The 25502-nt window shown below is 51.3% G+C and carries 26 protein-coding genes and 1 tRNA gene; 16 read left to right on the top strand and 11 right to left on the bottom strand.

What is annotated here, in order from left to right; translation table 11 throughout:
- Positions 1-61: 61 nt before the first annotated feature.
- The 14 genes from HMPREF2596_RS08355 (at position 62) to ylqF (ending at position 11548) form a co-directional block, all read left to right on the top strand.
- Complete coding sequence (locus tag HMPREF2596_RS08355) at positions 62-682, top strand: phosphoribosylanthranilate isomerase (RefSeq protein WP_070850703.1); 621 nt, start codon at positions 62-64, stop codon at positions 680-682.
- A 36-nt stretch (positions 683-718) separates the two neighbouring features.
- The gene (locus HMPREF2596_RS08350; RefSeq protein ID WP_070850702.1) at positions 719-1321 is read left to right on the top strand and encodes a DNA glycosylase; all 603 of its coding nucleotides are present in this window, start codon (positions 719-721) and stop codon (positions 1319-1321) included.
- A gap of 4 nt (positions 1322-1325) precedes the next feature.
- Positions 1326-1736 (top strand): hypothetical protein, encoded by a 411-nt coding sequence (locus HMPREF2596_RS08345; RefSeq protein ID WP_070850701.1) that lies wholly within the window; start codon positions 1326-1328, stop codon positions 1734-1736.
- A 112-nt stretch (positions 1737-1848) separates the two neighbouring features.
- Positions 1849-3051: a tryptophan synthase subunit beta gene (gene trpB / locus HMPREF2596_RS08340; protein WP_070850700.1), complete on the top strand. Its 1203-nt coding sequence runs from the start codon at positions 1849-1851 to the stop codon at positions 3049-3051.
- Between the two features lie 201 nt (positions 3052-3252).
- On the top strand, positions 3253-4158 hold the full coding sequence (locus tag HMPREF2596_RS08335) for a DMT family transporter (protein WP_070850699.1): 906 nt from the start codon (positions 3253-3255) through the stop codon (positions 4156-4158).
- Between the two features lie 55 nt (positions 4159-4213).
- Positions 4214-5503, top strand: a complete 1290-nt coding sequence (gene bioA, locus HMPREF2596_RS08330) for an adenosylmethionine--8-amino-7-oxononanoate transaminase (protein WP_070850698.1) — start codon at positions 4214-4216, stop codon at positions 5501-5503.
- On the top strand, positions 5500-6156 hold the full coding sequence (gene bioD / locus HMPREF2596_RS08325; protein ID WP_070850697.1) for a dethiobiotin synthase: 657 nt from the start codon (positions 5500-5502) through the stop codon (positions 6154-6156). Before bioA ends, bioD begins: the two co-directional genes overlap by 4 nt.
- Positions 6146-6640, top strand: a complete 495-nt coding sequence (locus HMPREF2596_RS08320) for a chorismate--pyruvate lyase family protein (RefSeq protein ID WP_070850696.1) — start codon at positions 6146-6148, stop codon at positions 6638-6640. The genes bioD and HMPREF2596_RS08320 overlap by 11 nt, the downstream gene beginning before the upstream one ends.
- Before the next feature lie 174 nt (positions 6641-6814).
- A complete protein-coding gene (gene ubiA / locus HMPREF2596_RS08315; protein ID WP_070850695.1) occupies positions 6815-7735 on the top strand; it encodes a 4-hydroxybenzoate octaprenyltransferase in 921 nt (306 codons plus the stop codon).
- Between the two features lie 269 nt (positions 7736-8004).
- Positions 8005-8454: a PTS IIA-like nitrogen regulatory protein PtsN gene (ptsN, locus tag HMPREF2596_RS08310; protein WP_070608114.1), complete on the top strand. Its 450-nt coding sequence runs from the start codon at positions 8005-8007 to the stop codon at positions 8452-8454.
- Positions 8455-8457: 3 nt separating this feature from the next.
- The gene (gene hprK, locus HMPREF2596_RS08305) at positions 8458-9420 is read left to right on the top strand and encodes an HPr(Ser) kinase/phosphatase (protein WP_003747372.1); all 963 of its coding nucleotides are present in this window, start codon (positions 8458-8460) and stop codon (positions 9418-9420) included.
- Complete coding sequence (gene rapZ / locus HMPREF2596_RS08300; RefSeq protein WP_070850694.1) at positions 9401-10255, top strand: RNase adapter RapZ; 855 nt, start codon at positions 9401-9403, stop codon at positions 10253-10255. The genes hprK and rapZ overlap by 20 nt, the downstream gene beginning before the upstream one ends.
- 34 nt (positions 10256-10289) lie before the next feature.
- On the top strand, positions 10290-10514 hold the full coding sequence (locus HMPREF2596_RS08295; protein WP_039862229.1) for a protocatechuate 3,4-dioxygenase: 225 nt from the start codon (positions 10290-10292) through the stop codon (positions 10512-10514).
- A 92-nt stretch (positions 10515-10606) separates the two neighbouring features.
- Positions 10607-11548, top strand: coding sequence for a ribosome biogenesis GTPase YlqF (gene ylqF, locus HMPREF2596_RS08290; RefSeq protein ID WP_070850693.1), 942 nt, complete (start codon positions 10607-10609; stop codon positions 11546-11548).
- A gap of 55 nt (positions 11549-11603) precedes the next feature.
- On the opposite strand, the gene HMPREF2596_RS08285 is transcribed toward ylqF, so the two are convergent.
- The 8 genes from HMPREF2596_RS08285 to HMPREF2596_RS08250 all read right to left on the bottom strand — a co-directional run bounded on the left by HMPREF2596_RS08285 (position 11604) and on the right by HMPREF2596_RS08250 (position 21439).
- Complete coding sequence (locus HMPREF2596_RS08285) at positions 11604-12197, bottom strand: LolA family protein (protein WP_070850692.1); 594 nt, start codon at positions 12195-12197, stop codon at positions 11604-11606.
- 58 nt (positions 12198-12255) lie between these two features.
- The gene (locus tag HMPREF2596_RS08280; protein ID WP_070850691.1) at positions 12256-14478 is read right to left on the bottom strand and encodes an NADP-dependent isocitrate dehydrogenase; all 2223 of its coding nucleotides are present in this window, start codon (positions 14476-14478) and stop codon (positions 12256-12258) included.
- A gap of 172 nt (positions 14479-14650) precedes the next feature.
- Positions 14651-15853, bottom strand: a complete 1203-nt coding sequence (locus tag HMPREF2596_RS08275; RefSeq protein WP_070850690.1) for a beta-ketoacyl-ACP synthase — start codon at positions 15851-15853, stop codon at positions 14651-14653.
- Positions 15854-15856: 3 nt separating this feature from the next.
- Entirely contained in the window at positions 15857-16375 is a 519-nt protein-coding gene (locus HMPREF2596_RS08270; protein ID WP_070850689.1) for a hypothetical protein, read from the bottom strand.
- 97 nt (positions 16376-16472) lie between these two features.
- Positions 16473-17711, bottom strand: a complete 1239-nt coding sequence (locus HMPREF2596_RS08265; protein WP_070850688.1) for an NAD(P)/FAD-dependent oxidoreductase — start codon at positions 17709-17711, stop codon at positions 16473-16475.
- 133 nt (positions 17712-17844) lie between these two features.
- Positions 17845-20163: an MMPL family transporter gene (locus HMPREF2596_RS08260; protein ID WP_070850687.1), complete on the bottom strand. Its 2319-nt coding sequence runs from the start codon at positions 20161-20163 to the stop codon at positions 17845-17847.
- A gap of 93 nt (positions 20164-20256) precedes the next feature.
- Positions 20257-20874: a 4'-phosphopantetheinyl transferase family protein gene (locus tag HMPREF2596_RS08255; protein WP_070850686.1), complete on the bottom strand. Its 618-nt coding sequence runs from the start codon at positions 20872-20874 to the stop codon at positions 20257-20259.
- Positions 20875-20926: 52 nt separating this feature from the next.
- Complete coding sequence (locus HMPREF2596_RS08250) at positions 20927-21439, bottom strand: hypothetical protein (protein ID WP_283140413.1); 513 nt, start codon at positions 21437-21439, stop codon at positions 20927-20929.
- Positions 21440-21638: 199 nt separating this feature from the next.
- On the opposite strand from HMPREF2596_RS08250, the gene HMPREF2596_RS08245 reads away from it, so the two are divergent.
- Together HMPREF2596_RS08245 and HMPREF2596_RS08240 are read left to right on the top strand one after the other, a co-directional pair.
- Positions 21639-21731 (top strand) — tRNA-Ser (locus tag HMPREF2596_RS08245).
- Between the two features lie 80 nt (positions 21732-21811).
- Positions 21812-22372 (top strand): pseudouridine synthase, encoded by a 561-nt coding sequence (locus HMPREF2596_RS08240; RefSeq protein ID WP_003747348.1) that lies wholly within the window; start codon positions 21812-21814, stop codon positions 22370-22372.
- Positions 22373-22427: 55 nt separating this feature from the next.
- Here HMPREF2596_RS08240 and HMPREF2596_RS08235 read toward each other — a convergent pair whose 3' ends face one another.
- From HMPREF2596_RS08235 to HMPREF2596_RS08225, 3 genes are all read right to left on the bottom strand, one after another.
- Positions 22428-23234: a DUF4198 domain-containing protein gene (locus tag HMPREF2596_RS08235; protein ID WP_070850685.1), complete on the bottom strand. Its 807-nt coding sequence runs from the start codon at positions 23232-23234 to the stop codon at positions 22428-22430.
- 151 nt (positions 23235-23385) lie between these two features.
- A complete protein-coding gene (gene radA / locus HMPREF2596_RS08230) occupies positions 23386-24762 on the bottom strand; it encodes a DNA repair protein RadA (protein WP_049322871.1) in 1377 nt (458 codons plus the stop codon).
- 73 nt (positions 24763-24835) lie between these two features.
- Positions 24836-25372, bottom strand: a complete 537-nt coding sequence (locus HMPREF2596_RS08225; protein WP_070850684.1) for a hypothetical protein — start codon at positions 25370-25372, stop codon at positions 24836-24838.
- Positions 25373-25502 lie beyond the last annotated feature (130 nt).

Raw genomic sequence — 25502 nt, 5'->3', positions numbered from 1 at the left:
TTAAACTTTGTGTTTGTTAACTATATAATATCCGACCCATCTGTTTAAAAAGGCCATCGCCATGAACACCATACGCACCAAAATTTGCGGTATTACCCGACCTGAAGATGCGCAGGCTGCGGCCGAATTGGGCGCGGATGCCATCGGGCTGGTGTTTTACGCCAAGAGTAAACGGGCTGTAAATATTGAGCATGCGCAGGCGGTTGTGAGAAATTTGCCGCCGTTTGTATCGGTGGTGGCCTTGTTTGTGAATGAAAACGAGCAAACCATCCGTGAAATTTTGCGTCAGGTGCCGATAGATGTGATTCAGTTTCACGGCGATGAAGACGATGATTTTTGCCGTCGGTTTGACCGCCCGTATTTGAAGGCCGTGCGCGTACAGTCCGCTGCCGATATTCAGACGGCCTGTGCCAAATTTCCGAATGCCCGCGCTTTGCTGTTTGATGCCTATCATCCGACCGAATACGGCGGTACGGGACAAAGTTTCGACTGGACCATGTTGCACGGCAATATCGGCAAACCGTGGATACTTGCCGGCGGATTGACTGCGGAAAACGTTGCCGAAGCGGTGAAAATCAGTGGTGCGGCGGCGGTGGATGTGTCCGGCGGCGTGGAAATCTCCGGCGGGATGAAGAGCAGGGAGAAAATGGCGGCGTTTATTCAGGCGGTAAAGGCCGTCTGAAATTTTGTTTGAATTCAAAGCAACCGGAATACAGCTATGCAAGAGCCAATCGTTGAGTCCCACCCCTTCGCAGCCTTGTTGCCGCCGCAGGCAACGGTCATGATGATGGGGACGTTTCCGCCTAAAGAAGAAAAACACGCGATGCAGTTTCATTATCCGAATTTTCAAAACGATATGTGGCGCGTGTACGGGCTGGTGTTTTTCGGCGATGCGGCGCATTTTCAAAAGCAGGGCGAAAAAGCGTTTGATGCCGATAAAATCAAAGCGTTTTTAAGTGAGAAGGGCATTGCATCCTGTCCGACCGTGTTGAAGGCAATACGCGAACAGGGCAATGCTTCGGATAAATTTTTAAAAGTGATAGAAACCGTCGATTTGGCGGCAGTATTGGCGCAAATGCCCGAGTGCCACCATCTTTGCACCACTGGCGGCAAGGCAACCGAAGTTTTGTTGGAGATTCAAGGCAGCGGCATGAAAATGCCGAAAACCGGCGAAACAGTGCCGTTCCCCTATGCGGGGCGTGAGTTGACCCTGACGCGCCTGCCTTCAACTTCGCGCGCCTATCCTTTGAGTTTGGCAAAAAAAGCGGCGGCGTATCGGGCTTTTTTTGAAACGGCTGGATTGACTGTTTTTCAGGAGTAGGGCGATGGACCGTTATGAAATCTCTTTAATGACGTTTATGGCTTTGTGGTGGCTTTTTAATGTCGTCTCAGTGTGGCTGAAGGCCAAACAATGGCAGATCAAGATATTGTTGGGCGGAACGCTTTTATATGTGATACAAATATCTGCAGTCATTATGTCTGTTAACGGCCTAAATTGGATATTTTTGAACACAAGTACCATAAATACCAATGAGTTGATTATTGCTTTGCTTGTGCTTAACTTTTTGGGTTGTTGGTTGCTGGCACTGTGGCTGGGGATGTTGGCATTGAAACTATGTCTGAGAAACAAAAACGAAGAAAAATATATCGCGCCGCCGTTGGGTACGGCATTGCTTGCAACATCGAGCAGTACGCTGTTGTTCCTATTTTGTCTGCTGATATTATTATTCAATTAGTTGCCGACAAGATGAATGGAAAACGGCTATAATTGCTGACAATTTTTACTTTCAGACGACCCTTTACTGAATCGGGCCGTCTGAAACCATAAAACGAACAAGGAAAAATTCCATGAAAAACTATCACGCTCCCGACGAGAAAGGCTTTTTCGGTGAACACGGCGGTCTGTATGTTTCCGAAACCCTGATTCCGGCTTTGCAAGAATTGGCAGAAGCCTATAAAGCGGCGAAAGAAGATCCTTCATTTTGGGAAGAATTCCGCCATGATTTGAAACACTATGTCGGCCGTCCCAGCCCTGTTTACCATGCCGCGCGATTGTCCGAGCATTTGGGTGGCGCACAAATTTGGCTGAAGCGTGAAGATTTGAACCACACCGGCGCGCACAAAGTCAACAACACCATCGGTCAGGCATTGCTCGCCCGCCGCATGGGCAAAAAGCGCGTGATTGCCGAGACCGGCGCGGGTCAGCACGGCGTGGCCTCCGCCACAGTTGCCGCACGCTTCGGCATGACTTGCGACGTGTACATGGGTGCGGACGACATCCAACGTCAAATGCCCAATGTGTTCCGCATGAAATTATTGGGTGCGAACGTGGTCAGCGTCGACAGCGGCAGCCGTACATTGAAAGACGCGATGAACGAAGCCATGCGCGAATGGGTGGCGCGCGTGGACGATACGTTCTACATCATCGGCACTGCCGCAGGTCCGGCGCCGTATCCCGAAATGGTACGCGATTTTCAATGCGTGATCGGCAATGAAGCCAAAGAACAAATGTTGGAAGCCATCGGCCGCCAACCTGATGTTGCCGTTGCCTGCGTGGGTGGCGGCTCGAATGCCATCGGTTTGTTCCATCCCTATATCGAAGAAGAAAACGTACGTTTGGTCGGCGTAGAAGCCGGCGGTTTGGGCGTGGACACCCCAGACCACGCCGCGCCGATTACCAGCAAAGCCCCCATCGGCGTATTGCACGGTTTCCGCAGCTATTTGATGCAGGACGAAAACGGTCAAGTCTTGGGTACACACTCCGTTTCTGCAGGCTTGGACTACCCAGGCATCGGCCCGGAACACAGCCATTTGAACGACATCAACCGCGTGGAATACACCGTTGCCAAAGACGACGAAGCACTCGAAGCTTTTGATTTGCTCTGCCGTTTCGAGGGCATTATTCCTGCGCTGGAATCCAGCCACGCTGTAGCTTGGGCGGTAAAAAATGCGCCGAAAATGAGCAAAGATCAAGTGATTTTGGTCAACCTCTCCGGTCGCGGCGATAAAGACATTAATACCGTGGCAAAACTCAAAGGCATTGAGTTGTAAGCCTGATTGATTGAGCAGTAAAGGCCGTCTGAAAAAGCTGGGTTTCAGTCTTTCAGACGGCCTTTGTTTCCGTAATGATTCAGCGTAGTATTTTATCCGCGCAAACTCTATCAAGTATCGGCGGCTAAGGAAATTTATCCTTCCAAACTGCGCTTGTACGCTTTCTAAACCGATTATCCAAGTTATCCATTTATTGTAATTATGAAACATTTGGCAATCCATCTAAAACTATTGGGCATGGCGGCGTTTTGGGGCGCATCTTGGCCGATGGGGCGGATGTTGGGACAGGCGCTGCCGCCTTTAACGGGCGGTATGCTGCGCTTTTTGACGGCGGCGATCTTGCTTTTGGGCTGGTTGTTTGCACGGTATCGGTTGCGTACTTTGGCGGTTTTGTCGCGCAAACAATGGCTTGGATTGGCATTGGCGGCGGCATTCGGCGTATTTGGTTTTACTGTGTTGTCTATGCTGGGTTTGCAGCGGATTCCTGCTTCAAGGGCAACGGTGTTGGTCACGTTCAATCCCGTGTTGACGATGTTTTTTGCGGCTTTGCTATTTGGCGAGAAACTTAATGGCAAGATTGTGTCGGGTATGTTGTTGGCAGTGGCAGGCTCGGTATGGGCGGGTACGCATGGTGAGATTGCGGCGTTTTTGTCGGGCGGCGGCATAGGGTGGGGCGAAGTGCTGGTGTTTTGCAGCCTTTGCTGCTTGGTCACTTATACGATGATAGGCCGGGCGGTGTTGCAGGGAATTGACGCGCTGACGGTTACCGTGGCCACCGCTTGGCTGGGTGCAATGATGTTGCTGCCGCCTGCGCTGATTTTAGACTGCCTGCCGTTTGGTATGCTTGCCGAAATGGACGGCAGGGGCTGGTTTGCTTTGATTGGCCTGTCTGTCGGTGCAACGGTCTTGAGCTATGCGTGGTATTTCGAGGGCGTGAAGACTTTGGGCGCAGGCAGCGCGGCGGCGTACATTACTTTGGTGCCGGTATTCGGTATTTTGTGTTCCGCTTGGTTTTTGGGTGAGGCATTGCATGTTTCCTTGGTTACCGGCTGTTTGGCGGCTGTAATCGGGTTGGCGCTGATGCAATATGGAAGACGCGCCGTCTGAAAAGGTAAAGATGTTATATAATAACGAGAATTGTCAATCTATCTTTAAAACGAATATGTCCGAACATTCCTCCCTGCTCGATTTCGACCGCGTCCATCTGCTCCATCCCTATACGTCCATGACCGATCCGTTGCCTGTTTATCCGGTGCGCCGTGCGGAGGGCGTGCATATCGAATTGGCGGACGGTACGCGGCTGATTGACGGGATGTCGTCTTGGTGGTGTGCGATACACGGCTACAATCATCCCGTTTTGAATCAGGCGGTTGAGGCGCAGATTAAGCAAATGTCGCATGTGATGTTCGGCGGTTTGACGCATGGGCCGGCGGTGGAATTAGGCAAATTATTGGTCGGGATTTTGCCGCAGGGTTTGGACCGTATTTTTTATGCGGATTCAGGTTCGGTTTCGGTAGAAGTTGCGCTGAAGATGGCGGTGCAATACCAGCAGGCGCGGGGTTTGACCGCGAAGCAGAATATTGCGACGGTGCGGCGCGGGTATCACGGTGATACTTGGAACGCGATGTCCGTCTGCGATCCAGAAACGGGGATGCACCATATTTTCGGCAGCGCGTTGCCGCAGCGTTATTTTGTCGATAATCCGAAAAGCCGTTTCGACGATGAATGGGACGGGGCGGATTTGCAGCCTGTCCGTGCCTTGTTTGAAGCGCATCATGCGGATATCGCCGCCTTTATTTTGGAACCTGTCGTGCAGGGCGCGGGCGGCATGTATTTTTATCATCCGCAATATCTTCGCGGATTACGCAATTTGTGCGACGAATTTGATATCGTATTGATTTTTGATGAAATTGCCACTGGATTCGGGCGCACGGGCAAGATGTTTGCCTGCGAACACGCGGAGGTCGTGCCGGATATTATGTGTATCGGCAAGGGTTTGAGCGGCGGCTATATGACGCTGGCGGCGGCAGTCACTTCACAAAAAGTTACCGAAACGATTTCGCGCGGCGAAGCGGGCGTGTTCATGCACGGACCGACATTTATGGCGAACCCGCTGGCGTGTGCCGTTGCCTGCGCTTCGGTCAAACTGCTTTTGTCCCAAGATTGGCAGGCAAATATCCGCCGCATCGAAAGTATCTTAAAAGGCCGTCTGAAAGCTGCATGGGACATCCGCGGCGTGAAAGACGTGCGCGTTTTGGGTGCCATTGGCGTGATTGAGCTGGAAAAAGGCGTGGATATGGCGCGTTTTCAGGCGGATTGCGTGGCTCAGGGCATTTGGGTGCGCCCATTCGGCAGGCTGGTGTACCTCATGCCGCCTTACATCATTTCAGACGACCTCTTGACCGAACTTGCCGACAAAACCGTACAAATCTTGAAGGAACACAACAAATGAAAGGCGTTTACTTCGTCAGCGGTATCGATACGGACATCGGCAAAACTGTTGCTACTGGCATGTTGGCAAAACAATTGTTGCAGCAGGGCAAAAGCGTGATCACGCAAAAGCCTGTGCAAACCGGTTGCCAAAACATCTCCGACGACATCGCTGTCCACCGCAAAATTATGGGCATACCCATGCAGGAAGCCGACAAACAGCGGCTGACCATGCCCGAAATCTTCAGCTATCCCGCCTCGCCCCATCTCGCCGCCCGTCTGGACGGCAGGGCTTTGGACTTGGATAAAATCCGCACTGCCACGCAGCAACTGGCGGCACAATACGAAATCGTATTAATCGAAGGCGCGGGCGGATTGATGGTTCCTCTGACGGAAAACCTGTTAACCATTGATTATATTCAGCAACAGGCTTATCCCGTTATTCTCGTTACCAGCGGGCGGCTCGGCAGCATCAACCATACCCTGCTCAGCTTCGCCGCGCTCAAACAATACGGTATCAGCTTGCACAGCCTGATTTTCAACCATATTCACGACAGCAAAGATGAAACCGTTGCCGGCGATACCTTGGAATATCTTAAAGGCCGTCTGAAAGATGAGTTTCCCGAAGCCAAATGGCAGGAGTTGGCCAAAACAGAGGTGGTAAATGGCGTTTGATATACCGCGTGGCACACTTTGTTCATATGCCGAAGCTTCAAGTGTTCTGCCGTCTAAGGCCGAACATTTGCTGACCGTTTCTTCGCTAACCGCTGCGTTGCGCGCTTCAGGTAAGGATTTTTCAGTCGAGCCGGTGTATTTGGGTTTGACGAAGGGAGCAGAAAACGGAGACGAAATCTTTGTGCGCGATGTTTTGCTCAAATTGGACGGCGAAACAGTGATACAAGCTAGAAGCGCGTGCCTACCGGATAGCCGTCTATGGACAGAATTATTGGATTGCGGAACGCAGCCTTTGGGCGAGCGCCTGTTTGACGGTACATTGCCGTTGAAACGTTCGGATTTTGAGTTTCTTCGTTTTGAAGATGTCGACCATCCGTCTTTCAGACGGCCTGTTACCGCGCGCCGTTCGTATTTCAATTGGAACGGCGAAATATTGGAATTAACAGAATATTTCTTATTGAAATTAATGGATTTATACCGATAAGGCCGTCTGAAAAGAAAACCGATTGCTGAGATTTGTCATAATTCTGTTATAATACAACAAATTAAATCATTAAGATTCGTTTGATTTCAGACGGCAATAAATTATAATAAGAGCTAAGGCTCTAAAAATGCCTTTCATTCAGCATCCATACATATACAACGACACATTACACCAATGAACATACGGCGCTTTTTCCTACAATTTTTACCGCGTTACGCTGTCGGACGGATGGTGATATACGCCAAACTGATGCGCATCGACAAACCCATCGGTACCCTGCTTTTGCTGTGGCCGACTTATTGGGCATTGTGGATTGCGTCTAAAGGCGTTCCCGACGCGGATATTTTTATTGCCTTTACTGCAGGCACGTTTTTAATGCGCAGCGCAGGTTGCGTCGTAAACGACTTTGCCGACCGCAATTTTGACGGCGCAGTAGAGCGCACCAAAAACCGCCCGTTTGCCAAAGGTTTGGTTTCCAAAACCGAAGCGCTGCTTTTGACCGTCATGCTGTGTCTGATGGCGGCTTTATGCTTGGTACCGCTCAACCGCTTTACTTGGCTGATGAGCCTTCCGGCCTTGTTTCTGGCCGTCACATATCCCTTTACCAAACGCTTTTTCCCGTTGCCGCAGTTTTATTTGGGACTGGCATTTTCGTTCGGTATCCCCATGGCCTTTGCCGCCGTGCAAGGCCGAGTGCCTCCCGAAGCGTGGCTGATGTTTACCGCCAATGCCTTATGGACGCTGGCTTACGACACGATTTATGCCATGGCGGACAAAGAAGACGATTTGAAAATCGGCATTAAAACTTCGGCAATCACATTTGGCCATCACGACATTAGCGCAGCCATGCTTTGCCATTTTTGGTTTACGGTATTGATGGCGGTGCTGGGTATCAAAATCGGCGCAACTTGGCCGTATTGGCTGGTATTGCCGATAACCGCGTATTGGCAGTGCCAGCAATATGCCGCCATCCGTACGCGCGACCGTCAGTTGTGCTTCCAAACGTTTTTGGCCAACAACCGCATCGGCTTGGCGTGGTTTTGCGGATTGGTCTGCCATTATTTCTGGTTGTTTTTGGTTTCCAAATTGTTTTAAAAAACGAGGTTGGGGCCGTTTGAAAAGAAAGGGAAAAGGAGTATGCCGGACATACTCCTTTTTATTTAAACCGTGATTTAGCCAATGATGGAATTTTTACTTTAAATCAATCATAATCAAATGGTTGGATTGTTTATGGCTCGTTAAAAAATATCAAAAACAACATGGAAAATGTTAGCGGGACGAGTGTAAATTACGCCCTCAGGATTGAGATTTGCACCGACAATCGGTACAATCCCATTGTTTTGCGACATTTAAAAGAGATACATATGAGCCTGATCGGCGAAATTTTACCTTTGTCCCATATCGTTTTGGATTTGGAAGTCAGCAGCAAAAAGCGTCTGTTTGAAGAGGCCGCACAGCTGCTGGAGAATGAAGCAGAATTACCGAATGCCAACGTGTTCGACTGCCTGTTTGCTCGTGAAAAACTCGGTTCGACCGGTTTGGGGCAGGGGGTGGCGATTCCCCATGGCCGTCACGCATGCGTGAAAAAAGCCACCGGTGCGTTTATCCGCACCAAAGAGCCGGTCGCCTTTGATGCGCCCGACGGCAAACCCGTTTCCCTGATTTTCATCCTGCTTGTGCCTGAAAACGCTACCGGCGAACATTTGGAAGTCTTGTCCAAACTGGCCGGCAGATTCTCTCAAAAAGCCATCCGTGAAGCGTTGATGGCAGCTACTTCCGCCGAAGAAGTACGCACACTCCTGAGCGAAGAGTAATTCATGCCCAGCATATCCGTCCGCCGCCTGTTTTCCGACAATCAGCACAAACTCGAACTTGCTTGGGCTGCCGGCAATTCCGGCGCGGACAACCGTATCGGTGTCGAAGCCGATAAACCCGTCTTGGCCTTGGTCGGCCACTTAAACTTTATCCATCCCAACCAAATTCAAGTTGTCGGCGTAGCCGAAGCCGAATATTTGCGCCGCTTGGAATCGGGCGAGCTCAACTACGATTTCGGCGAGCTTTTCGATATTCCCATGTCTTTGGTCATCGTCGCCAACGGCTTGCCTGTTTCGCCCAAATTGCGCGATTATTGCCATACCAACAGTATTCCCTTGCTGACTTCCAAGCAGGAAAGTCCGCACCTGATGGACGTTTTGCGGATTTATCTGCAACGTACATTGGCTACTTCCACCATCAAGCACGGCGTATTTTTGGATGTATTTGAAGTGGGCGTACTCATTACCGGACAATCCGGCTTGGGTAAGAGCGAATTGGCATTGGAGCTGATTTCGCGCGGCCACAGCCTGATTGCCGATGATGCGGTCGAACTTTTCCGTACCGGCCCGGAAATGTTGGAAGGCCGTTGTCCGCCTATGTTGCGTGATTTCCTCGAAGTACGCGGTTTGGGCATACTCAATATCCGCCATATTTTTGGCGAAACCTCCATCCGTCCGAAAAAAATCCTCCAGCTGATTATTAATTTGGTTCCGGCCGACGACGGATACATGAAACAACTCGATCGATTGAGCATCCGTACCGAAACTGAATCTATCCTCAACGTCAGCGTCCGCTCCGTTACCCTGCCTGTTGCAATCGGTCGAAACTTAGCAGTATTGGTTGAAGCTGCAGTACGCAATTACATCCTTCAATTGCGCGGTAAAGACAGCACCAAAGAATTCCTCGAACGCCATCAAACACAACTCAAAGAAAACGAACAAAATCATGAAAATCGTCCTGATTAGCGGCTTATCCGGCTCAGGAAAATCCGTAGCCCTCAAACAACTCGAAGATTTAGGCTATTATTGCGTCGATAATCTGCCTTTGGAAATGTTACCTTCGCTGGTGTTGTACCATATTGAACGCGGCGAAGAAACTCAGCTCGGTGTCAGCGTTGATATCCGTTCCGGTATCAATATCCAAGAAGCGCAAGAGCAAATCCAATATTTGCGTGACGAAGGACATCAGGTCGAAGTCCTTTTTGTTGAGGCGGAAGAGGGCGTGTTGGTTCGCCGCTTCTCGGAAACCCGCCGCGGCCATCCTTTATCCGGTCAAAACCTGACTTTGTTGGAAAGCCTGCAAAAAGAACGCGAGTGGCTCTTCCCGCTTAGGGACATCGCATATTGCATCGATACATCCAAAATGAACGCGCAGCAGCTGCGTTATGCTGTGCAACAATGGCTCAATATTGAACGTGTCGGTTTGCTGGTCATTCTTGAATCCTTTGGTTTCAAATACGGCGCTCCCAACAATGCCGACTTTATGTTTGATATGCGCAGCCTGCCCAATCCGTATTACGATCCGGAATTACGCCCCTTTACCGGCATGGACAAGCCCATTCAAGATTATTTGGGCCAGCAGCCTTTGGTTCAAGAAATGGTTGATGATATTGAGCATTTCTTAAACCGCTGGCTGCCGCGCCTGCAGCAAGAGAGCCGCAGTTATGTAACGATTGCCATCGGTTGTACCGGCGGTCAGCACCGCTCCGTTTATGTTGTAGAAAAACTGGCCGAGCGCCTCAAAGGCCGTTACGAACTCCTTGTCCGCCACCGTCAGGCACAAAGCTTGGCAGGACGCTAACTTGCCGTTTCAGACGGCCTCAAAGGAAGAAACCATGAAAAAAATCAGTCTGACCGCATTATCCCTGCTTATCTTGACCGCCTGCGCGACAGAGCCTGTTACTGCTTACCGTTGGCACCGTACCGGCGCGAGCGAAGCTGAAGTTTCCCGCCAAATCAATACCTGCAAATCGCAAGTTCAAAATGGAAATACATCCAAAACGTTTGAGCAATGTATGGATGAAGCAGGCTATTACAGCTACGAGCATGGCAATCTCTAAATCCTGATTGACCGATTATCCCAATACCGAGGCCGTCTGAAAAAAATGATTGTTCAGACGGCCTCAGATACGAATAGAAAGAACAAAAAGACATGGCTATCCAATGGTTTCCCGGCCACATGAACAAGGCAAAAAAAGCCATTGCCGAACGCATTAAAAGCGTTGATATGGTGATTGAGATGTTGGACGCGCGTATGCCTGCTTCCAGCGAAAACCCCTTGCTTGCCCAGTTGTCTAAAGGCAAGCCCAAACTCAAAATCTTAAACAAGCAAGATCTTGCCGATCCCGAGCGTACCAAAGTTTGGCTCGAACACTACAACAGCCGCCAAGATACCCGCGCCATTGCGCTGGATTCTTCCGAAACCGGCGCGCATGTCAAAATTACCCAAGCCTGCCGCGCGATGATTCCGCATCGCCAAGGTATCGAGAAGCCGTTGCGTGTCCTGATTTGCGGTATTCCCAACGTCGGCAAATCCACCTTGATTAACGGCATGATCGGCAAAAAATCTGCCAAAACCGGTAACGAACCTGGTATTACCAAAGCCGAACAACGCCTTTTCCTTGCCGACGATTTCTGGCTTTACGATACCCCCGGTATGTTGTGGCCAAAAATTATCGTTGAAGAAGGCGGCTATAACCTTGCAGCCGGCGGTGCAGTCGGACGCAACGCGCTGGATGAAGAAGAAGTGGCGCTTGAGCTTTTGGATTACCTTCGCCGCCATTATCTGGCCCTGTTGCAAGAGCGCTATCAAGCTGACAAAGATCCAAGCAGCCATTGGGACGATACTTCTTGGTTGGAGTGGATTGCCAAAAAACGCGGTGCGGTTTTGAGCGGCGGACGGGTCAACTATCAAAAGGCCGCTGAAAATATCCTGACCGATTTCCGCGAAGGAAAAATCGGCAGAATCACGCTGGAAACGCCAAACCAATGGGAAGCTTGGCTGAAAAAAGCCAGACAGAAAGAGGCCGAACTTAAAGCCATACGCGAAGCCAGAAAGGCGGAACGAAAAGGGCAGCAGCCTTCAGCCGATTAATATAAAAAGCCGTCTGAAATCTATTTTCAGACGGCCTTTTGTTGGGATAGACAATTTAGAGGGCGGTACGGCTGAAGCTGTCCAGAGCTTTATCGGTTTGGATTTGGTTGAACTGCATGGTGGTTTTGTCGCCTTGCTTTTCATCCAATTCGATTTTACGCACCAGCGTATCGCCGTTGATTTCGATACGGTTGAAGATTTGGCGGGTAATGGCGGTTTTCGGAGTCAGGGTCAACGTCCATTTTTTTTCGTTGCCGTTTAATTTCAAATCAAATTGTTTTTCCAAACCTTGGGTATTGCCGCCCAAAAGGTCGAGGAAGAGTTTGATTTGGCGGCTTTGGCCGTTGAGCTTGCTGGCATTGGGGTTGACCCATTGGTTGCCGTTCCATTGCATGATGCCGTCTGAACGCACGCGCAGGGTGGTTTCAAATGGTTTTTGCATTTTCCAGAGCAGGCCTTTTTGTGGGACAAGGGTAAAGCTGCCGCTGGTGGTCATGGGTTTGCTGAGGGATTTGAGCTGGCGTTGTTGGACAAAATTGCCTTGCACGTTTTGCGGTTTTTGCAGGGTTTGTGCCAATTCGGCAGGGGAAAATGCCCACAAAGCTGGAGCGCTGATGAGGAGAGTAAGAGAAAGAAAGGTTTTTTTCATTGTGCTTCCATAAGGTCTGAGGCCGTCTGAAAGTTCAGACGGCCTTTTATTGCTTTAATTATAAGGCTGACAATGCCTGATTAAAGGTTGCGCTCGGACGCATCGCTTGCGCGGCTTTTTCAGGATTGGCTGCGTAGTAGCCGCCGATGTCGACCGCTTTGCCTTGTACGGCAGAGAGTTCTTCAACGATTTTGGCTTCGTCGGCAGTCAAAGCGGCTGCCAACGGCGCAAATGTGGCTTTCAGTTCTGCATCTTTGTCTTGCGCCGCCAATTCTTGCGCCCAGTAGAGGGTGAGGTAGAAATGGCTGCCGCGGTTGTCGAGTTCGCCTGCTTTGCGTTTAGGCGATTTGTCGTTCAACAGCAGTTTTTCGGTGGCTGCATCCAAAGTGTCGGCGAGGACTTGGGCTTTGGCGTTGCCAGTTTTTTGCGCCAGATGTTCAAACGATACGGCGAGTGCGAGGAATTCGCCCAAAGAGTCCCAACGCAAGTGGTTTTCTTCGAGGAATTGTTGGACGTGTTTCGGTGCGGAGCCGCCAGCGCCGGTTTCAAACATACCGCCGCCATTCATCAATGGAACGATGGACAGCATTTTCGCGCTGGTGCCGAGTTCCAGAATCGGGAATAAGTCGGTCAGGTAGTCGCGCAGGACGTTACCGGTTACGGAAATGGTGTCTTCGCCGTTTTTCAGACGGCCCAAGCTGAATTTAGCGGCTTCTTCAGGAGCAAGGACGCGGATGTCGAGGCCGTCGGTATCCAGTTCGGCAAGGTAGGCTTTAACTTTGGCGAGCAGGCTCTTGTCGTGCGGACGGTTTTCGTCGAGCCAGAACACGGCGGGCGTGTTGCTCAGACGGGCGCGGTTGACGGCGAGTTGTACCCAGTCTTTGACGGGCGCGTCTTTGGTTTGGCACATACGCCAGATGTCGCCGGCTTCAACGTCGTGTTGCATCAGGACATTGCCCGCCGCATCAATGACTTGAACTTGGCCGTCGGCTTCGATTTCGAAAGTTTTGTTGTGTGAACCATATTCTTCGGCTGCTTGTGCCATCAGGCCGACGTTGGGCACGGTACCCATGGTTGTCGGGTCAAATGCGCCGTGTTCGCGGCAGAAGTCGATGGTTGCTTGATAAACGCCTGCGTAGCTGCTGTCGGGAATGACGGCTTTGGTGTCTTGCGCTTTGCCGTCTTTGTCCCACATACGACCGGAGTTACGAATCATCGCAGGCATAGAGGCATCAACGATGACGTCGCTAGGAACGTGCAGGTTGGTGATGCCTTTGTCGGAATCGACCATCGCCAAATCGGGGTTGGCGGCGTAAACGGCGGCGATTTCGGCTTCAACGGCAGCGCGGGTGTCCGCATCCAGTTTGTCCAGATTGGCAAGCAGGTTGCCGAAGCCGTTGTTGACGTTGACGCCTGCGGCAGCCAGTTTGTCGCCGAATTTTTCAAATACAGGCGCGAAGAATACTTTGACGGCGTGTCCGAAGATAATCGGGTCGGACACTTTCATCATGGTGGCTTTCATGTGCAGCGAGAACAAGACGCCTTTTGCTTTTGCGTCTTTTACTTGCTCGGCAAGGAAGGCGAGCAGGGCTTTTTTGCTCATCACGGTTGCGTCGATGATTTCGCCGGCTTTCAGGGCGACGGGCTCGCGCAGCTCTTTTTTGTTGCCTTGTTTGTCGGTGAACACGATGGATACGGAAGTCGCATCGGGTACGGTAACGGATTGTTCGTTATGGAAAAAGTCGCCGCTTTGCATGGTGGCAACGTGGGTTTTGGAGTCTTTCGTCCATGCGCCCATGCTGTGCGGATGTTTTTTTGCAAAGTTTTTCACTGCTTTCGGGGCGCGGCGGTCGGAGTTGCCCTCGCGCAGGACAGGGTTTACCGCGCTGCCTTTGATGCGGTCGTAACGTTCGCGTACGGCTTTTTCTTCATCGGTTTGCGGGTCGGCAGGATAGTCGGGAACGGCAAAGCCTTTAGACTGCAATTCTTTAATCGCGGCAGTCAGTTGCGGTACGGACGCGCTGATGTTCGGCAGTTTGATTACGTTTGCATCGGGTTGTTTCACCAGTTCGCCCAATTCGGCAAGCGCATCAGGTACGCGTTGCGCTTCGGTCAGGTATTCGGGGAACGCCGCCAAAATACGGCCGGAGAGAGAAATGTCGCTGGTTTTGACATCAATATCGGCGTGGCGGGTAAACGCCTGCACAATCGGCAACAGGGATTGGGTGGCCAATGCAGGAGCTTCGTCGGTGTAGGTATAGATAATGGTGGATTTAGTCATGGGTTCATTCTCTATGTAGGTTAAGTTTTTCTTTTCGGGCACATCGCGAGATGAAATGTGCTAAGCCTATTATGGCATATTTCGGCGGATTTGGTTGTTGTTTTGATGTTATTGTTTTTTAAGTTGCGGAAAAGAAAAAGGCCGTCTGAAAAGACAGCCTAAATATAAGGACTTATCCGATAATCAAAACGGCATTGCTGCCGCCGAAGGCAAAAGACGAGCTGGCGGCAATGCGTTTTTCAGACGGCCAGCGGCTGTTGCCGTCGGTCAAAACGATGTTGGGCAGCTCGGAATCGGGTACGTTGTCCCATTGCTGGGGCGGCAGTTTGCCTTCCGGATTGTATTGGCGGTTGACCATCAACCAGGCAAACGCGGCTTCGATCGCACCGGCTGCGCCCAAAGTATGACCGGTGGACGGCTTGGTTGAGGTACAAAGGGTGCGGCTGCCAAAGACTTCGGCAACGGCCCGGCTTTCCATGCTGTCGTTGTGTTGCGTGCCGGTGCCGTGCAGATTGATCCAGCCGATGTCTTCCGCTTTCAAACCGGCTTTATCCAAAGCGGCCTGAAAAGATTGGGCTGCACCCAAACCGTCGGGGCGGGGAGAAGACATATGGTAGGCATCGCTGCTTGCACCGTAGCCCAGCAACTGCATTTCGCCGTCAAAATCGGCATCGCGCGTCATCACGAAAAATGCAGCCGCTTCGCCGATATTGATGCCGTTGCGGTTGGCGGAAAAAGGTTTGGCGATGCCGTCTGAAAGCACTTCCAAAGAGGCAAAACCATTAATCGTCAGCGGAGAAAGCGTATCCGCGCCACCGCAAATTACAGCATCACATAATCCGGCACGAAGCAACCGGGCTGCGCTGATGAGGGCGCGTGCGCCGGAAGTGCAGGCGGTGGAGACGGTATAGCGCAAGCCGTCCAGGCCGTAAACTTGGGCGATAAATTCGGAGGGCGAAGCCATGGTGTGTTGCAGCTGCTTGAACGGAACATCCGTCCATTCACCGCCTTGGACAACGTGTTGGAACAAAGGGATATTTTCGTCAGCGCCACTGGTGGACGTACCGGTAACGACAGCGACCCTTTCTTTGCCGTAACGGGTAATGGCCGTCTGAATCAGTCCGTCTATTTGCGAAAGCGCGTGCAGGATAAGCTGGTTGTTGCGACTGCGGTGTGCTTCGGGGATGCTGTCGGGCAGAGGCATCAGGGTTTCTTTGACCGCACCGAAAGCATGTGTTTTGCCTTTTACCCATTGGTCTGAAAAAGTCAGGGGCGTGTTTTCAGACGGCGTGAGTAAGGCATCGGCATGAACTTGTAAGCCGCTGCCCAATGCGCTGGTCAGTGCCGGACGGCTGAGATAAACAGGAGTATTCATGAATTAGTCTTCTGCAATCGGGCTGACCGTCCAGAAAGTTTGGTCGGGGAAGCCGATGAGGAATTGTTCGGAATGGTGGGCGACACACCATAAATCACGCTCGCGGTAGCTGAACACTGCGCCTTTGCCGTCAGGGCAGAAGCCTTGATGGGTGGCGTTTTGTTGGCGGGCTTCAGGGTAAAGCGTGGCGGCGTGTTCGGCGGCCAAAAGCGGCAACAGGGCGGCAAACAGTCGGCGCGAAGTGGCATTAGGCATCACAAAGCCGTCATTTTTCCAACCTTTGGTGCTGACCGATTGACGCGATACCGGCGCACCCAGTGCATCGGTTTGGACAAAGCGGATGCCGTCTGAATGAGGCTCGACTGCCAAGAGATTGGTTTGAACGGTTTGCCCCGCCGCATTGGTCTGCTCGAGTTTGAACCATTGGCCTTCTTTGGAAAGCGGCGGCAGCGTTTGCGGATGGGGGAGCGAGGTCGCGCATGCGGAAAGCAGCAGTGCGGCAAGCAAAGGGATAAATCGCATAAGGTTTTATCTATCGGTCAAAATATTTAATGATGAGGGTAGATTTTCAGACGGCCTGTTCTGTTTTTAGGCGCGGCCGTCTGAAAGGCATTTGTCCTTATTCTACCTTCAAATCACCCACCAATGCGGCAAGCGTGGACAAGCGTTGCTCGGATTTTTCCACGAATGGATTGTTCGTATCCCAAGCATAGCCTGCCAAAATAGACGAAATCATGCGGCTGATTTCAGGGCTGCGGTTGGGTGCGTAGATGGCGTTTTGAAAGCGGAAATCGTACCAACCGTTTACATAAGTGCGGAACGCGTTCACGCCGATCATCAGTTGGTCGGCAAATTCGGTTTGCCAATCGACGGCTTCGCCTTTGAGTTGTTTGGCCAACAAGTCGGCAGCCAGTTTGGCAGAGTGCAGGGCAATGGTTACACCGGAGGAGAAGACGGGGTCGAGGAATTCGGCGGCGTTGCCCAAAAGGGCGAAATGTTTGCCGTACAAGGTTTTCACGTTGGCGGAGTAGCCTTGGATAGAGCGGAACGGGAAGTCGTTTTCCCAAACGGCTTTATCCAAAATTTCCGCCAGCATCGGGCATTCGTACACAAATTTTTTCAACACGGCTTCTGATTCGCCGGCCAGTTTGTCGGGCGTGCCGACAACGCCGATGGAGCAGCGGTTGTCGCCGAAAGGAATCAGCCAAATCCAGACATCGCGATGTTCCAGATGCGTGTTGATCAGGATTTTGTTGCGGTCGAATTTCGGGCTGGTGATGTTGTCGTCGATATGCGTGAAGTGGGCTTGGCGCGGAGGTAGCTCGGACGGGCTTTCCAAGTCCAAAAGGCGGGGCAGGACGCGGCCGTAACCGCTGGCATCCAAAACGAATTTGGCAGTCAGCTCATAGTTTTCGCCTGTATCGGTCGCAACGCTCAAGCGTGCCACATCGCCGCTGTTGTCAAACGCGGTTACGCCATGTCCGAAGCGGACATCGACACCTTGTTTTGCCGCTTCATCAATCAGGATTTTGTCGAAGATGCCGCGGCGCACTTGATAAATAGTACCGGGGCCGTCTGAAAATTTTTCAGTAAAGTTGAAATCTGTGTAACGGCTGCCCCATGAAAACGCAGCACCGTCTTTAAATTGAAAGCTGGGCTCGGCATGCACTGCGTCGGCAAAACCGGCTTCTTCCAACATTTCCATGCAATGCGGCAACAGGCTTTCGCCGATGACAAAGCGCGGGAAATGTTGTTTTTCCAATACGCAAACTTTAAAGCCTTGTTTGTTCAGCAAAGCGGAAGCAACCGAACCTGAAGGACCTGCGCCGATAACGGCAACGTCAAATTCTACGGACATTTGAAAATACCTTTGATTTTAATGATAAATAATGTTTAAACCAGCGTCTGAAGTTTTTCAGACGGCCTCTTACAACGTGACGATAGAAGTTGAAACAAAATATCGCCTTAATTTAATCGTCTTTATTTTTTGTCTAATTTTTCAGCAATGTGCCTGCCAGCCAAATATTGAATGCCACGCCGATGGTAACCGTCATGCCAAATGCGGCAACGGCGGGCGTGCTGCTGATGGCGAGCAGGGCAAAGGAAATGGCAGTCGTCGCGGCGGCAAGCAGCATACCGCCTAATTTTGCCGGCGCGCTGTGGTGTGCGGTGGCGGCATAGACGGCATAGTCCACGCCGATGGCGGACACTAAAAGCAGGCCGAACATGGCAAACAGGCTGACGGGAATGCCGGCCAAACCGAGTACGGCAACGGTGCAGATGGCGGCGGCCAGCGGCACGGCAAGGATTTTGCTGCCGCGTTTGAAACCGAACATTTTCCACAAAAGCAGCCATGCCAAGGCATAGGAAGCCAGTTTCAACCATGCGGCCTGATTGCGCGTGTGGTGGAAAAGCTCGTTTAAGTGGGCGCGTTTGTCTGCCCAATGTATGCCGGAGACGTGTTGCACTGCGGCGCGTACGGCGGCTTCATCGGTCATGCCGTTCAAACGCACGACGGCAGCAAAACGGCCTGCTTCCACTTCGCCCAAATACAAGGAACGCCAAGCTTCTGCCAAATCGGTATTCAGGCCGTCTGAAAGCGACAATGGTTGCATATCGGCGGCTTGAAGCAGGGCATCGCGCACGGTTTTGCGCGGAATACCGATTTCTGTGAGCGGTTTCCAGCTATCAGGCAACTTGGTCAATTCGCGTAGGCGGTTTTGCAGTTTTTGCTGCTCCGTTGTCGGCAGGATGAATTGGTCGGGCGATTGGATGCCGGAAAGTTTGCCTTGCGCGATTAAGGGCTGCAGGGCGTGGCCGAGTTCGGCGGTTTTCTTCAACAGGGCATCTTCGCTTTGTGCTTCGGCCACCAAATATTTGCCGCCAAAATCTGTGCCGCTCAACCGGCCGATTTGTTGTACTTCTGTCAACATCGCGGTCGGCATATTGACCCATTGACGGATGTCGTCACGCCAGTCGCTGCGCCACAATCCGACTGCCAGCAAAATTCCGCCCACGATTAACCAGCCGCGTTTGTGCAGGCGGTTTTTCAGACGGCCTGACAAGGAATAGAGCTTTTCGGTTAATGCGGCAAAAGGCACGGTTTTGGCACGGTAGCGGCGAAACAGCGGCGGCAGCCATAAAACGGTGGCACCAAACGCGCCAAATAAGGCAAAGCCTGAAAATACGGCAGTTTGGCGTAATACAGGCAAAGGGGTAAACCACAGCAGCGCGTAGCCCAAGACGGTAATCGTCAGGCTGACGGCAAAGCTCGGTAAGACATGTTTTATTGCCGATTCAGCCTGCCAAACTGTCTTTTCAGACGGCCCGAATACTGACGGAGCAAGCCAGTGCAACGGGAAATCCACCAACATACCCACCAGGCTGGTGCCGATGACGATGGTCAGGATATGCACTTCGCCGAATACCAATAAAGCGACTGCCAATCCGGTCAACATACCGGCTGCCAGTGGCAAGGACAGTAAAAATACGCGGCCGCTGCGGAAGACCCACAACAGTAGCGCAAAGGTCAGCCCCAATCCGACCATGCTCATCAGCCGACTTTCTTTTTCTGCGGCTGCTTTGGATACGGCGGCGAACAATGCGCCACCTGCGCTTAAGGTTTCCGCGCCGTTTTCCGAAGCGATTTGACGGCTTTGAGCCATCAGCGGTAAGAGAGCATCGTTGCCGGAAAATTGATCGCCGCCGGCGAGCCGTCCGCGTAAAAATACCCAAGTTTTGCCTTGGTCTTCGGCAAACAGCATGCCGTTGTCCATGTCCCACTGCAAACGGCTTTGCGGATTGGCTTTGTCGGCAACAAAGCGTCCAAAGCCCAGCCAATCTTGTTCTAAAGACAAAGGGGAGGGGGCGGCAAACGGATTGGCCGCGGCTTCTGCACGCGCTTGAAAATAGGCTTGCGGCTGCTCAAACAGCAGGCGGATTTCGTTTTGCGGTAAAACGGCCAAGCCCAGTTTCTGCATATCCGCCCGCACTTTGTCCAAATTCGGCGTCATGCTGCTGTCGACTTGTTCAAATACGCCGCTCTTGCGCCATGCGTCGGCAATTTGTGAGGCCGTCTGAAAAGCGGTTTCGGCATCGGTACTGCCGGCAAGCAAAATGACTTGCGAATTGAGCTGTGCTTCTGCGGCTTTATCCGCGGCCGTCAGTAAGGCATCGGGTTGCTGCTCGCTTGGCAACAGTGCAGTCAAATCGGTTTGGATACGCGCTTGTGAAGCAAAGGCATAAACCAAAAACAGGGTAAGAAACAGGATAAGGGCAGTATAGAGGCGGTTTAGGAGGCGAAGATTCATCGTTCAGACGGCCTTTTGCAAATGCTGCTGTTGGTGTGTGGAATCAGTAAAAGTACAGTAAATTAAATCAGATTATTATTATTTTGTCAGTTATTAGATGGTTTGCGGGTCGGTTAAATCATTGGGTTGGAGTGAACCAAAAAACTGCCATTGCAGGGCGAAGGCTTTTCCCTGCCAAACGCAGGAAAGTGCCATCGTATCCGCCAAAATCGCGCTTGTGCCGTGCCAATCGGTTTGCTTTCCAGCACGTAAACCGACGGGTTGTCCTGAATCGAAAACATAGCCGACCGATTTCATGTCTGACGGGAAATCCAAATTCGCCGCTTTAATCAAGGCTTCCTTGAAACACCACAATCGGTAAAACGTTTCAGACGGCCAGTTTGCCGTTTCCAAAAAGTCTTGTTCTTCCTGCGTGCAGACCAAAGCCGACAGCGCTTTGAAATCACGCGGGCGGATAAATTCGATATCGATACCGGCTGTTAAGGGATGAGGCGCACACAATAAAGCGGCAAAGCCTTGGCTGTGGCTCAGTGATACAGTTGGTAAATCGGTTTGCTGTTTTAATGCGCGGCTGACTTGCCAGTCCTGACGCTGCTCCAGTTGCGGCGTGGCAGCCAAACGTTGGGAATCGGCTGTGTTTAGAGAGGCATGGTCGTAGCAGGCGGCAAAAGACGGATCGGCCAGCAGGCATTGAAGGGGTGTCGTATCCATAAAATAGAAAAATGCCAAACTTCATCTTGAAGTCCGGCATTTTTGACATTGCTTAGTGGAAGCTGCCTTTCAAAACCACACGGCTGTTGAATGTAGCGATGTGGCATTCGTACTCGTTACCGCCTTTGGTTACTTTGTCAAAGTAGCTAACCAAATGAACGGATTTGGCTTTTTTGCGATGCGCAGTGCTTTGGAAACGTTTAACTGCGCTCAGGAATGCGCGTTGGCAGGTTTCATCAGGGGTTTTGCCGACTGAGTTGGAGATTTGACGGGAAGTCAAAGTCGCGCCGGATGTGCTGCCGTAGTGAACGCGGATGCTAGAATCCAAAGCGGATTTGGCTTCGGCAGAGTTCAAAGCTACATCGACTTTACACATATAAATATCGTTTTGACCTTTGCCATTGACTTTATGTCCTTCACCCATGCTGCGGCAGGCAGAACCGGCGGCAGTTGTTTTTTGAGTAGAAGTTTGAGAGGAGGAGGTAGATGGTTGGGAATTGCCGGATTGTGAGCAAGCGGCAAGCATCAGGGCGGATACGGCAACCAAAGCAGAAAAACGTAACATACGGACTCCTTTATAATAAGGGGTGTGAAAAAAGGTTTACAGAAAACAAAATCATTTTAACATATATGAAAGCCGTATAAAAATAGGATGATGCAAAAAATATTATATTTTTATTTAAATGATTTCATGGTGTTAAGAAAGTTTGGGGCGCTAATGCTTGACGAAGGAGGGCAGAGGGCGTATATTGCGGTCTTCCTTAGGAGTAATGGCTGAGAGGCTGAAGGCACTTCCCTGCTAAGGAAGCATGTGGGGTCAACCTGCATCGAGGGTTCGAATCCCTCTTACTCCGCCAAATATGAAAGACACCGTTTATACGGTGTCTTTTTTATTATCCGGGACCGTTTGGAATCTAAGGCCGTCTGAAAGTGTAAAATGAACGATTTGATTATCCTAAACAAGCCTTATGGCGTGATTTGCCAGTTTTCTGCACATGAAAAACATCCGTGCCTTAAGGATTTTGTCGAGAAACCGGGATTTTATCCGGCCGGACGTTTGGATACGGACAGCGAGGGTTTGCTGCTATTGACCAATAATGGCCGTTTGCAGGCGCAGATTGCCGACCCGAAATTTAAGCAGGTCAAAACTTATTGGGCGCAGGTGGAGGGTTCTCCTGATGAAGCCAAATTGGATTTGTTGCGCCGTGGCGTAGATTTGGGCGATTTTGTCACTCGTCCGGCTGAGGTCAGGGTATTGGAAGAAGGCGAAGCGGATGTTTTATGGCCGCGCGTGCCGCCGATTCGTGTGCGTAAGTCCGTGCCTGATTTTTGGGTGGAGATTAAAATTTCGGAAGGGAAAAACCGCCAAGTGCGAAGGATGACGGCGAAAGCAGGCTTTCCATGTTTACGCTTGGTCCGCGTGGCAATAGGCCGTCTGAATCTGTTTGATTTGAATTTGGAATTGGGACAATGGCGGTTTGCGCCGCATCGTCCTTAAATAGGATGAATAAAGGCCGTCTGAACTATTCAGACGGCCTTTTGTTATGGAAAAATCAATGATGTGAATGACCGATTTGGAAAGTTAAAGTAGTGTAGTTCGCCTGTTTTTGGCACACGCTTTGATCGGGGAAATCGGCTTTGTGTTCTACGCTGGTTTTCCAGAAACCTTGGCGCAATGGAATGATGCTGACTTCGCCTTTGTCATCGGTAGTATCGGAGAAGGCTTGGGCTTCGGTTTTATGGGTTTTGCTGCGGTCGCTGGTGTCGAAGCCGTCAAATGTGGCGGTAACGGTGGCGTTAGGCAGCGGCTCGCCATTGAAGAGGACGCGGACTTTGAAGCGTTCGCCGACGTGGACGTTGGCAGGGTTGTCCAAAGGTACGATTTCCAAATGTTGGCCGACTTGTTTGGTGATGATGGCGGTATCTGCGCTTTCGTGGCCGACATTGACGATGTTTTTACCGAACATACGGGTTTGTTCGCAATAGCTGGCATCAGACATTTCTTTGATGCTTGCCTGTTTCCAGCCTGCGCTGTTTTTAGACCAGAAAGTCGGTTGGTATTCGGCGGTTACCAAATAGCTGCCGTCTTTGACCGGCAGTTTGCTGCGGTATTGGTAATTGTATGTGCCTTTTTGAATCATGTTTTCTTTACCTTTTTCAGTCACCAGTTGCATGGGTTTGCTGAAAATGTGCAGGCGGTCTTTGGCGATGGGCTCGAGCTCCGGGAATTCGCCGTAGCCCAATTCGGCTTCAAGGTATTCGCCGCCATGTGTGTGGGCGGTTTCAACCCAAACGCGATGGGCGTGTGCGGCAGTGCTGAACAGGAAGGCGGATGCGATAAGCAAAGCGGTTTTTTTCATGATTCCTCTCCGATTTTCGATGTGTAGAAAAGATAGAATAAAGTCGTTCGTTATAATATAACAAAATTATTTAAATTTAAAGAGAGGCCGTCTGAAAACTTTCAGACGGCCTTGTAGATGATTGTTTTTTAAATCGGATTATCAAAACGGTTTAGTCCCCGTCACGACAGACGTCAATCGCTTCCTGCAAACTGCTGACGCCGTAGATTTTCAGGTTTGGAAACTCTTTGGCATTGCGCGGCATATTGGCTTTGGGGACGATGGCGCGTTTGAAGCCGAGTTTTTCCGCTTCTTTGAGCCGCTCTTGTCCGCGTGCGACAGGACGAACTTCGCCGCTTAGGCCGATTTCGCCGAATACAACGGTTTTTTCGGGCATAGGGCGGTTGCGGAAGCTGGAGAGCATAGCGAGGATGACGGCGAGGTCGGCGGCGGGTTCGCCGATTTTGACGCCGCCGACAGCGTTTAGGAACACGTCTTGGTCAAAGCAGGCAATGCCGCCGTGGCGGTTGAGGACGGCGAGCAACATGGCGAGGCGGTTTTGTTCGAGGCCGACGGTGAGGCGTTTGGGGGTAAAGCCGTGTGCGTCATCGACCAATGCCTGAATTTCGACCAGAAGCGGGCGGCTGCCTTCCTGCGTGACCAAAACGCACGAACCCGGGGTGTCGTCACGGTAGCTGGCGAGAAAGATGGCGGACGGGTTGGACACGCCTTTCAAACCGTTTTCGGTCATGGCGAACACGCCCAGTTCGTTTGCTGCGCCGAAGCGGTTTTTGATGGCGCGGATCATGCGGTAGTTGGAATGCTGGTCGCCCTCGAAATACAGCACGGTATCAACCATGTGTTCCAGCACGCGCGGGCCGGCAATCGCGCCGTCTTTGGTAACGTGTCCGACCAGTATCATGGCGATGCCCATTTGTTTCGCCATACGCGTCAGTTGGGCGGCGCATTCGCGCACCTGCGACACGGAGCCGGGGGCGGAAGTGATTTGGTCGGAATACATGGTTTGGATGGAGTCGATGACCACGACTTCGGGCTGATGCTGTTTCAAGGCCGTCTGAATGGCTTCCATGCGGATTTCGGCAAGCAGGTTCACGCCTTCGGTGGGCAGTTCCAAACGTTGTGCGCGCAGGGCGACCTGTTGGGCAGATTCCTCGCCGGAAACGTACAGCACTTTACGGCTTTGCGCCATTTTGGCGATGGTTTGCAACAGTAATGTGGATTTACCAATGCCGGGGTCGCCGCCGAGCAGGATGACCGCACCATCGACCAAACCGCCGCCCAATACGCGGTCGAGTTCGCCCATGCCGGTCGGATTGCGCGGCACTTCGGTGGCGGTAACGGCGGAGAGGGACTGGACGGTCGAAGTGTCCGCCGCCCAAGATTGGAAGCGGGCATTTTTCGGTTCGGGCGCGGCCAGGCTTTCTTGAAGCGTGTTCCACTCGCCGCAATGCGGGCATTTACCCTGCCATTTCGGGGAAGTACCGCCGCATTCGGAGCATTGGTAGATGGTTTTTGGGGCTTTTGCCATGGTGTTTTGTTTCCGCAGTATTTAGTGGGAAGGCCGTCTGAAAAGTGAGGGAAGTTTTCAGACGGCCTTGAGATTATGGGCGTGTTTTTTTGCTGTTTTCAAGATGGTTGAGTATTTTATCCGGATCTTGTTTAAAGTAGCTGGTTTGGTTGCCACTGGCTTTGTCAGTCAATTCCAACATGCCGGGCAGGCCTTTGATCATGAGGATTCTGGCTTTTATGGTACTTTTTTCACCTATTTTTTGTTTGTTTTGTTCTTCTTTGCCGTTGATGGAGGTTTTATAGTCAGTTACGGTTTGGTGGATTTCTTGTTTTTTCTCGTCAAATGTCCAATTAAAGTCCTGTCTGATGGTGAAGATTTTGTTGGTGGCTTTGAAACTCATTATGGCGATGTCTGTGCCAGTGTTGTCGGGGTTAAAGATAGTTGTGTTAATAAGAGCACCTTCTTCGTTTTCGACTGCATTGCCCCAGAAACCGTGTAGGTTTTCACCGATAATTTTGTTGGCAATGTACATTTCAGAGGCTTGTTCGGGTTTGGCTGCCGATGATACTGGGGAGTTTAGGAGGAATAGGCCGGTCAGGATAGGGAAGATGAGTCTGGAAATGTTCATGTTTGTTCTTGCCTTGGAGTAGGGAGAGGTGTTTATAGGCCGTCTGAAAATGGGAAAGTTTTCAGACGGCCTTTTATCGGGTAAAGAAGGGTTTATTTTTTGCTGTCTTTATCCGCATCTTTTTTCGGTG

This window comes from Neisseria sp. HMSC078C12, from assembly GCF_001838065.1.
GTDB lineage: Bacteria > Pseudomonadota > Gammaproteobacteria > Burkholderiales > Neisseriaceae > Neisseria.
Note: the sequence above shows the minus strand (reverse complement) of the source record. Positions and strands in the feature narration are given on the sequence as shown.

Bases quoted from the DNA above. Each gene is read 5' to 3' on its own strand.
- radA (WP_049322871.1), bottom strand. From the start codon at position 24,762: ATGGCAAAAGCCCCAAAAACCATCTACCAATGCTCCGAATGCGGCGGT.
- HMPREF2596_RS08345 (WP_070850701.1), top strand. From the start codon at position 1,326: ATGGACCGTTATGAAATCTCTTTAATGACGTTTATGGCTTTGTGGTGG.
- HMPREF2596_RS08270 (WP_070850689.1), bottom strand. From the start codon at position 16,375: ATGCGATTTATCCCTTTGCTTGCCGCACTGCTGCTTTCCGCATGCGCG.
- HMPREF2596_RS08295 (WP_039862229.1), top strand. From the start codon at position 10,290: ATGAAAAAAATCAGTCTGACCGCATTATCCCTGCTTATCTTGACCGCC.
- HMPREF2596_RS08350 (WP_070850702.1), top strand. From the start codon at position 719: ATGCAAGAGCCAATCGTTGAGTCCCACCCCTTCGCAGCCTTGTTGCCG.
- HMPREF2596_RS08280 (WP_070850691.1), bottom strand. From the start codon at position 14,478: ATGACTAAATCCACCATTATCTATACCTACACCGACGAAGCTCCTGCA.
- bioD (WP_070850697.1), top strand. From the start codon at position 5,500: ATGAAAGGCGTTTACTTCGTCAGCGGTATCGATACGGACATCGGCAAA.
- HMPREF2596_RS08285 (WP_070850692.1), bottom strand. From the start codon at position 12,197: ATGAAAAAAACCTTTCTTTCTCTTACTCTCCTCATCAGCGCTCCAGCT.
- bioA (WP_070850698.1), top strand. From the start codon at position 4,214: ATGTCCGAACATTCCTCCCTGCTCGATTTCGACCGCGTCCATCTGCTC.
- HMPREF2596_RS08255 (WP_070850686.1), bottom strand. From the start codon at position 20,874: ATGGATACGACACCCCTTCAATGCCTGCTGGCCGATCCGTCTTTTGCC.
- HMPREF2596_RS08265 (WP_070850688.1), bottom strand. From the start codon at position 17,711: ATGTCCGTAGAATTTGACGTTGCCGTTATCGGCGCAGGTCCTTCAGGT.
- HMPREF2596_RS08355 (WP_070850703.1), top strand. From the start codon at position 62: ATGAACACCATACGCACCAAAATTTGCGGTATTACCCGACCTGAAGAT.
- HMPREF2596_RS08275 (WP_070850690.1), bottom strand. From the start codon at position 15,853: ATGAATACTCCTGTTTATCTCAGCCGTCCGGCACTGACCAGCGCATTG.
- ptsN (WP_070608114.1), top strand. From the start codon at position 8,005: ATGAGCCTGATCGGCGAAATTTTACCTTTGTCCCATATCGTTTTGGAT.
- ubiA (WP_070850695.1), top strand. From the start codon at position 6,815: ATGAACATACGGCGCTTTTTCCTACAATTTTTACCGCGTTACGCTGTC.
- HMPREF2596_RS08250 (WP_283140413.1), bottom strand. From the start codon at position 21,439: ATGTTACGTTTTTCTGCTTTGGTTGCCGTATCCGCCCTGATGCTTGCC.
- ylqF (WP_070850693.1), top strand. From the start codon at position 10,607: ATGGCTATCCAATGGTTTCCCGGCCACATGAACAAGGCAAAAAAAGCC.
- trpB (WP_070850700.1), top strand. From the start codon at position 1,849: ATGAAAAACTATCACGCTCCCGACGAGAAAGGCTTTTTCGGTGAACAC.
- HMPREF2596_RS08260 (WP_070850687.1), bottom strand. From the start codon at position 20,163: ATGAATCTTCGCCTCCTAAACCGCCTCTATACTGCCCTTATCCTGTTT.
- HMPREF2596_RS08320 (WP_070850696.1), top strand. From the start codon at position 6,146: ATGGCGTTTGATATACCGCGTGGCACACTTTGTTCATATGCCGAAGCT.
- HMPREF2596_RS08335 (WP_070850699.1), top strand. From the start codon at position 3,253: ATGAAACATTTGGCAATCCATCTAAAACTATTGGGCATGGCGGCGTTT.
- hprK (WP_003747372.1), top strand. From the start codon at position 8,458: ATGCCCAGCATATCCGTCCGCCGCCTGTTTTCCGACAATCAGCACAAA.
- HMPREF2596_RS08225 (WP_070850684.1), bottom strand. From the start codon at position 25,372: ATGAACATTTCCAGACTCATCTTCCCTATCCTGACCGGCCTATTCCTC.
- rapZ (WP_070850694.1), top strand. From the start codon at position 9,401: ATGAAAATCGTCCTGATTAGCGGCTTATCCGGCTCAGGAAAATCCGTA.
- HMPREF2596_RS08240 (WP_003747348.1), top strand. From the start codon at position 21,812: ATGAACGATTTGATTATCCTAAACAAGCCTTATGGCGTGATTTGCCAG.
- HMPREF2596_RS08235 (WP_070850685.1), bottom strand. From the start codon at position 23,234: ATGAAAAAAACCGCTTTGCTTATCGCATCCGCCTTCCTGTTCAGCACT.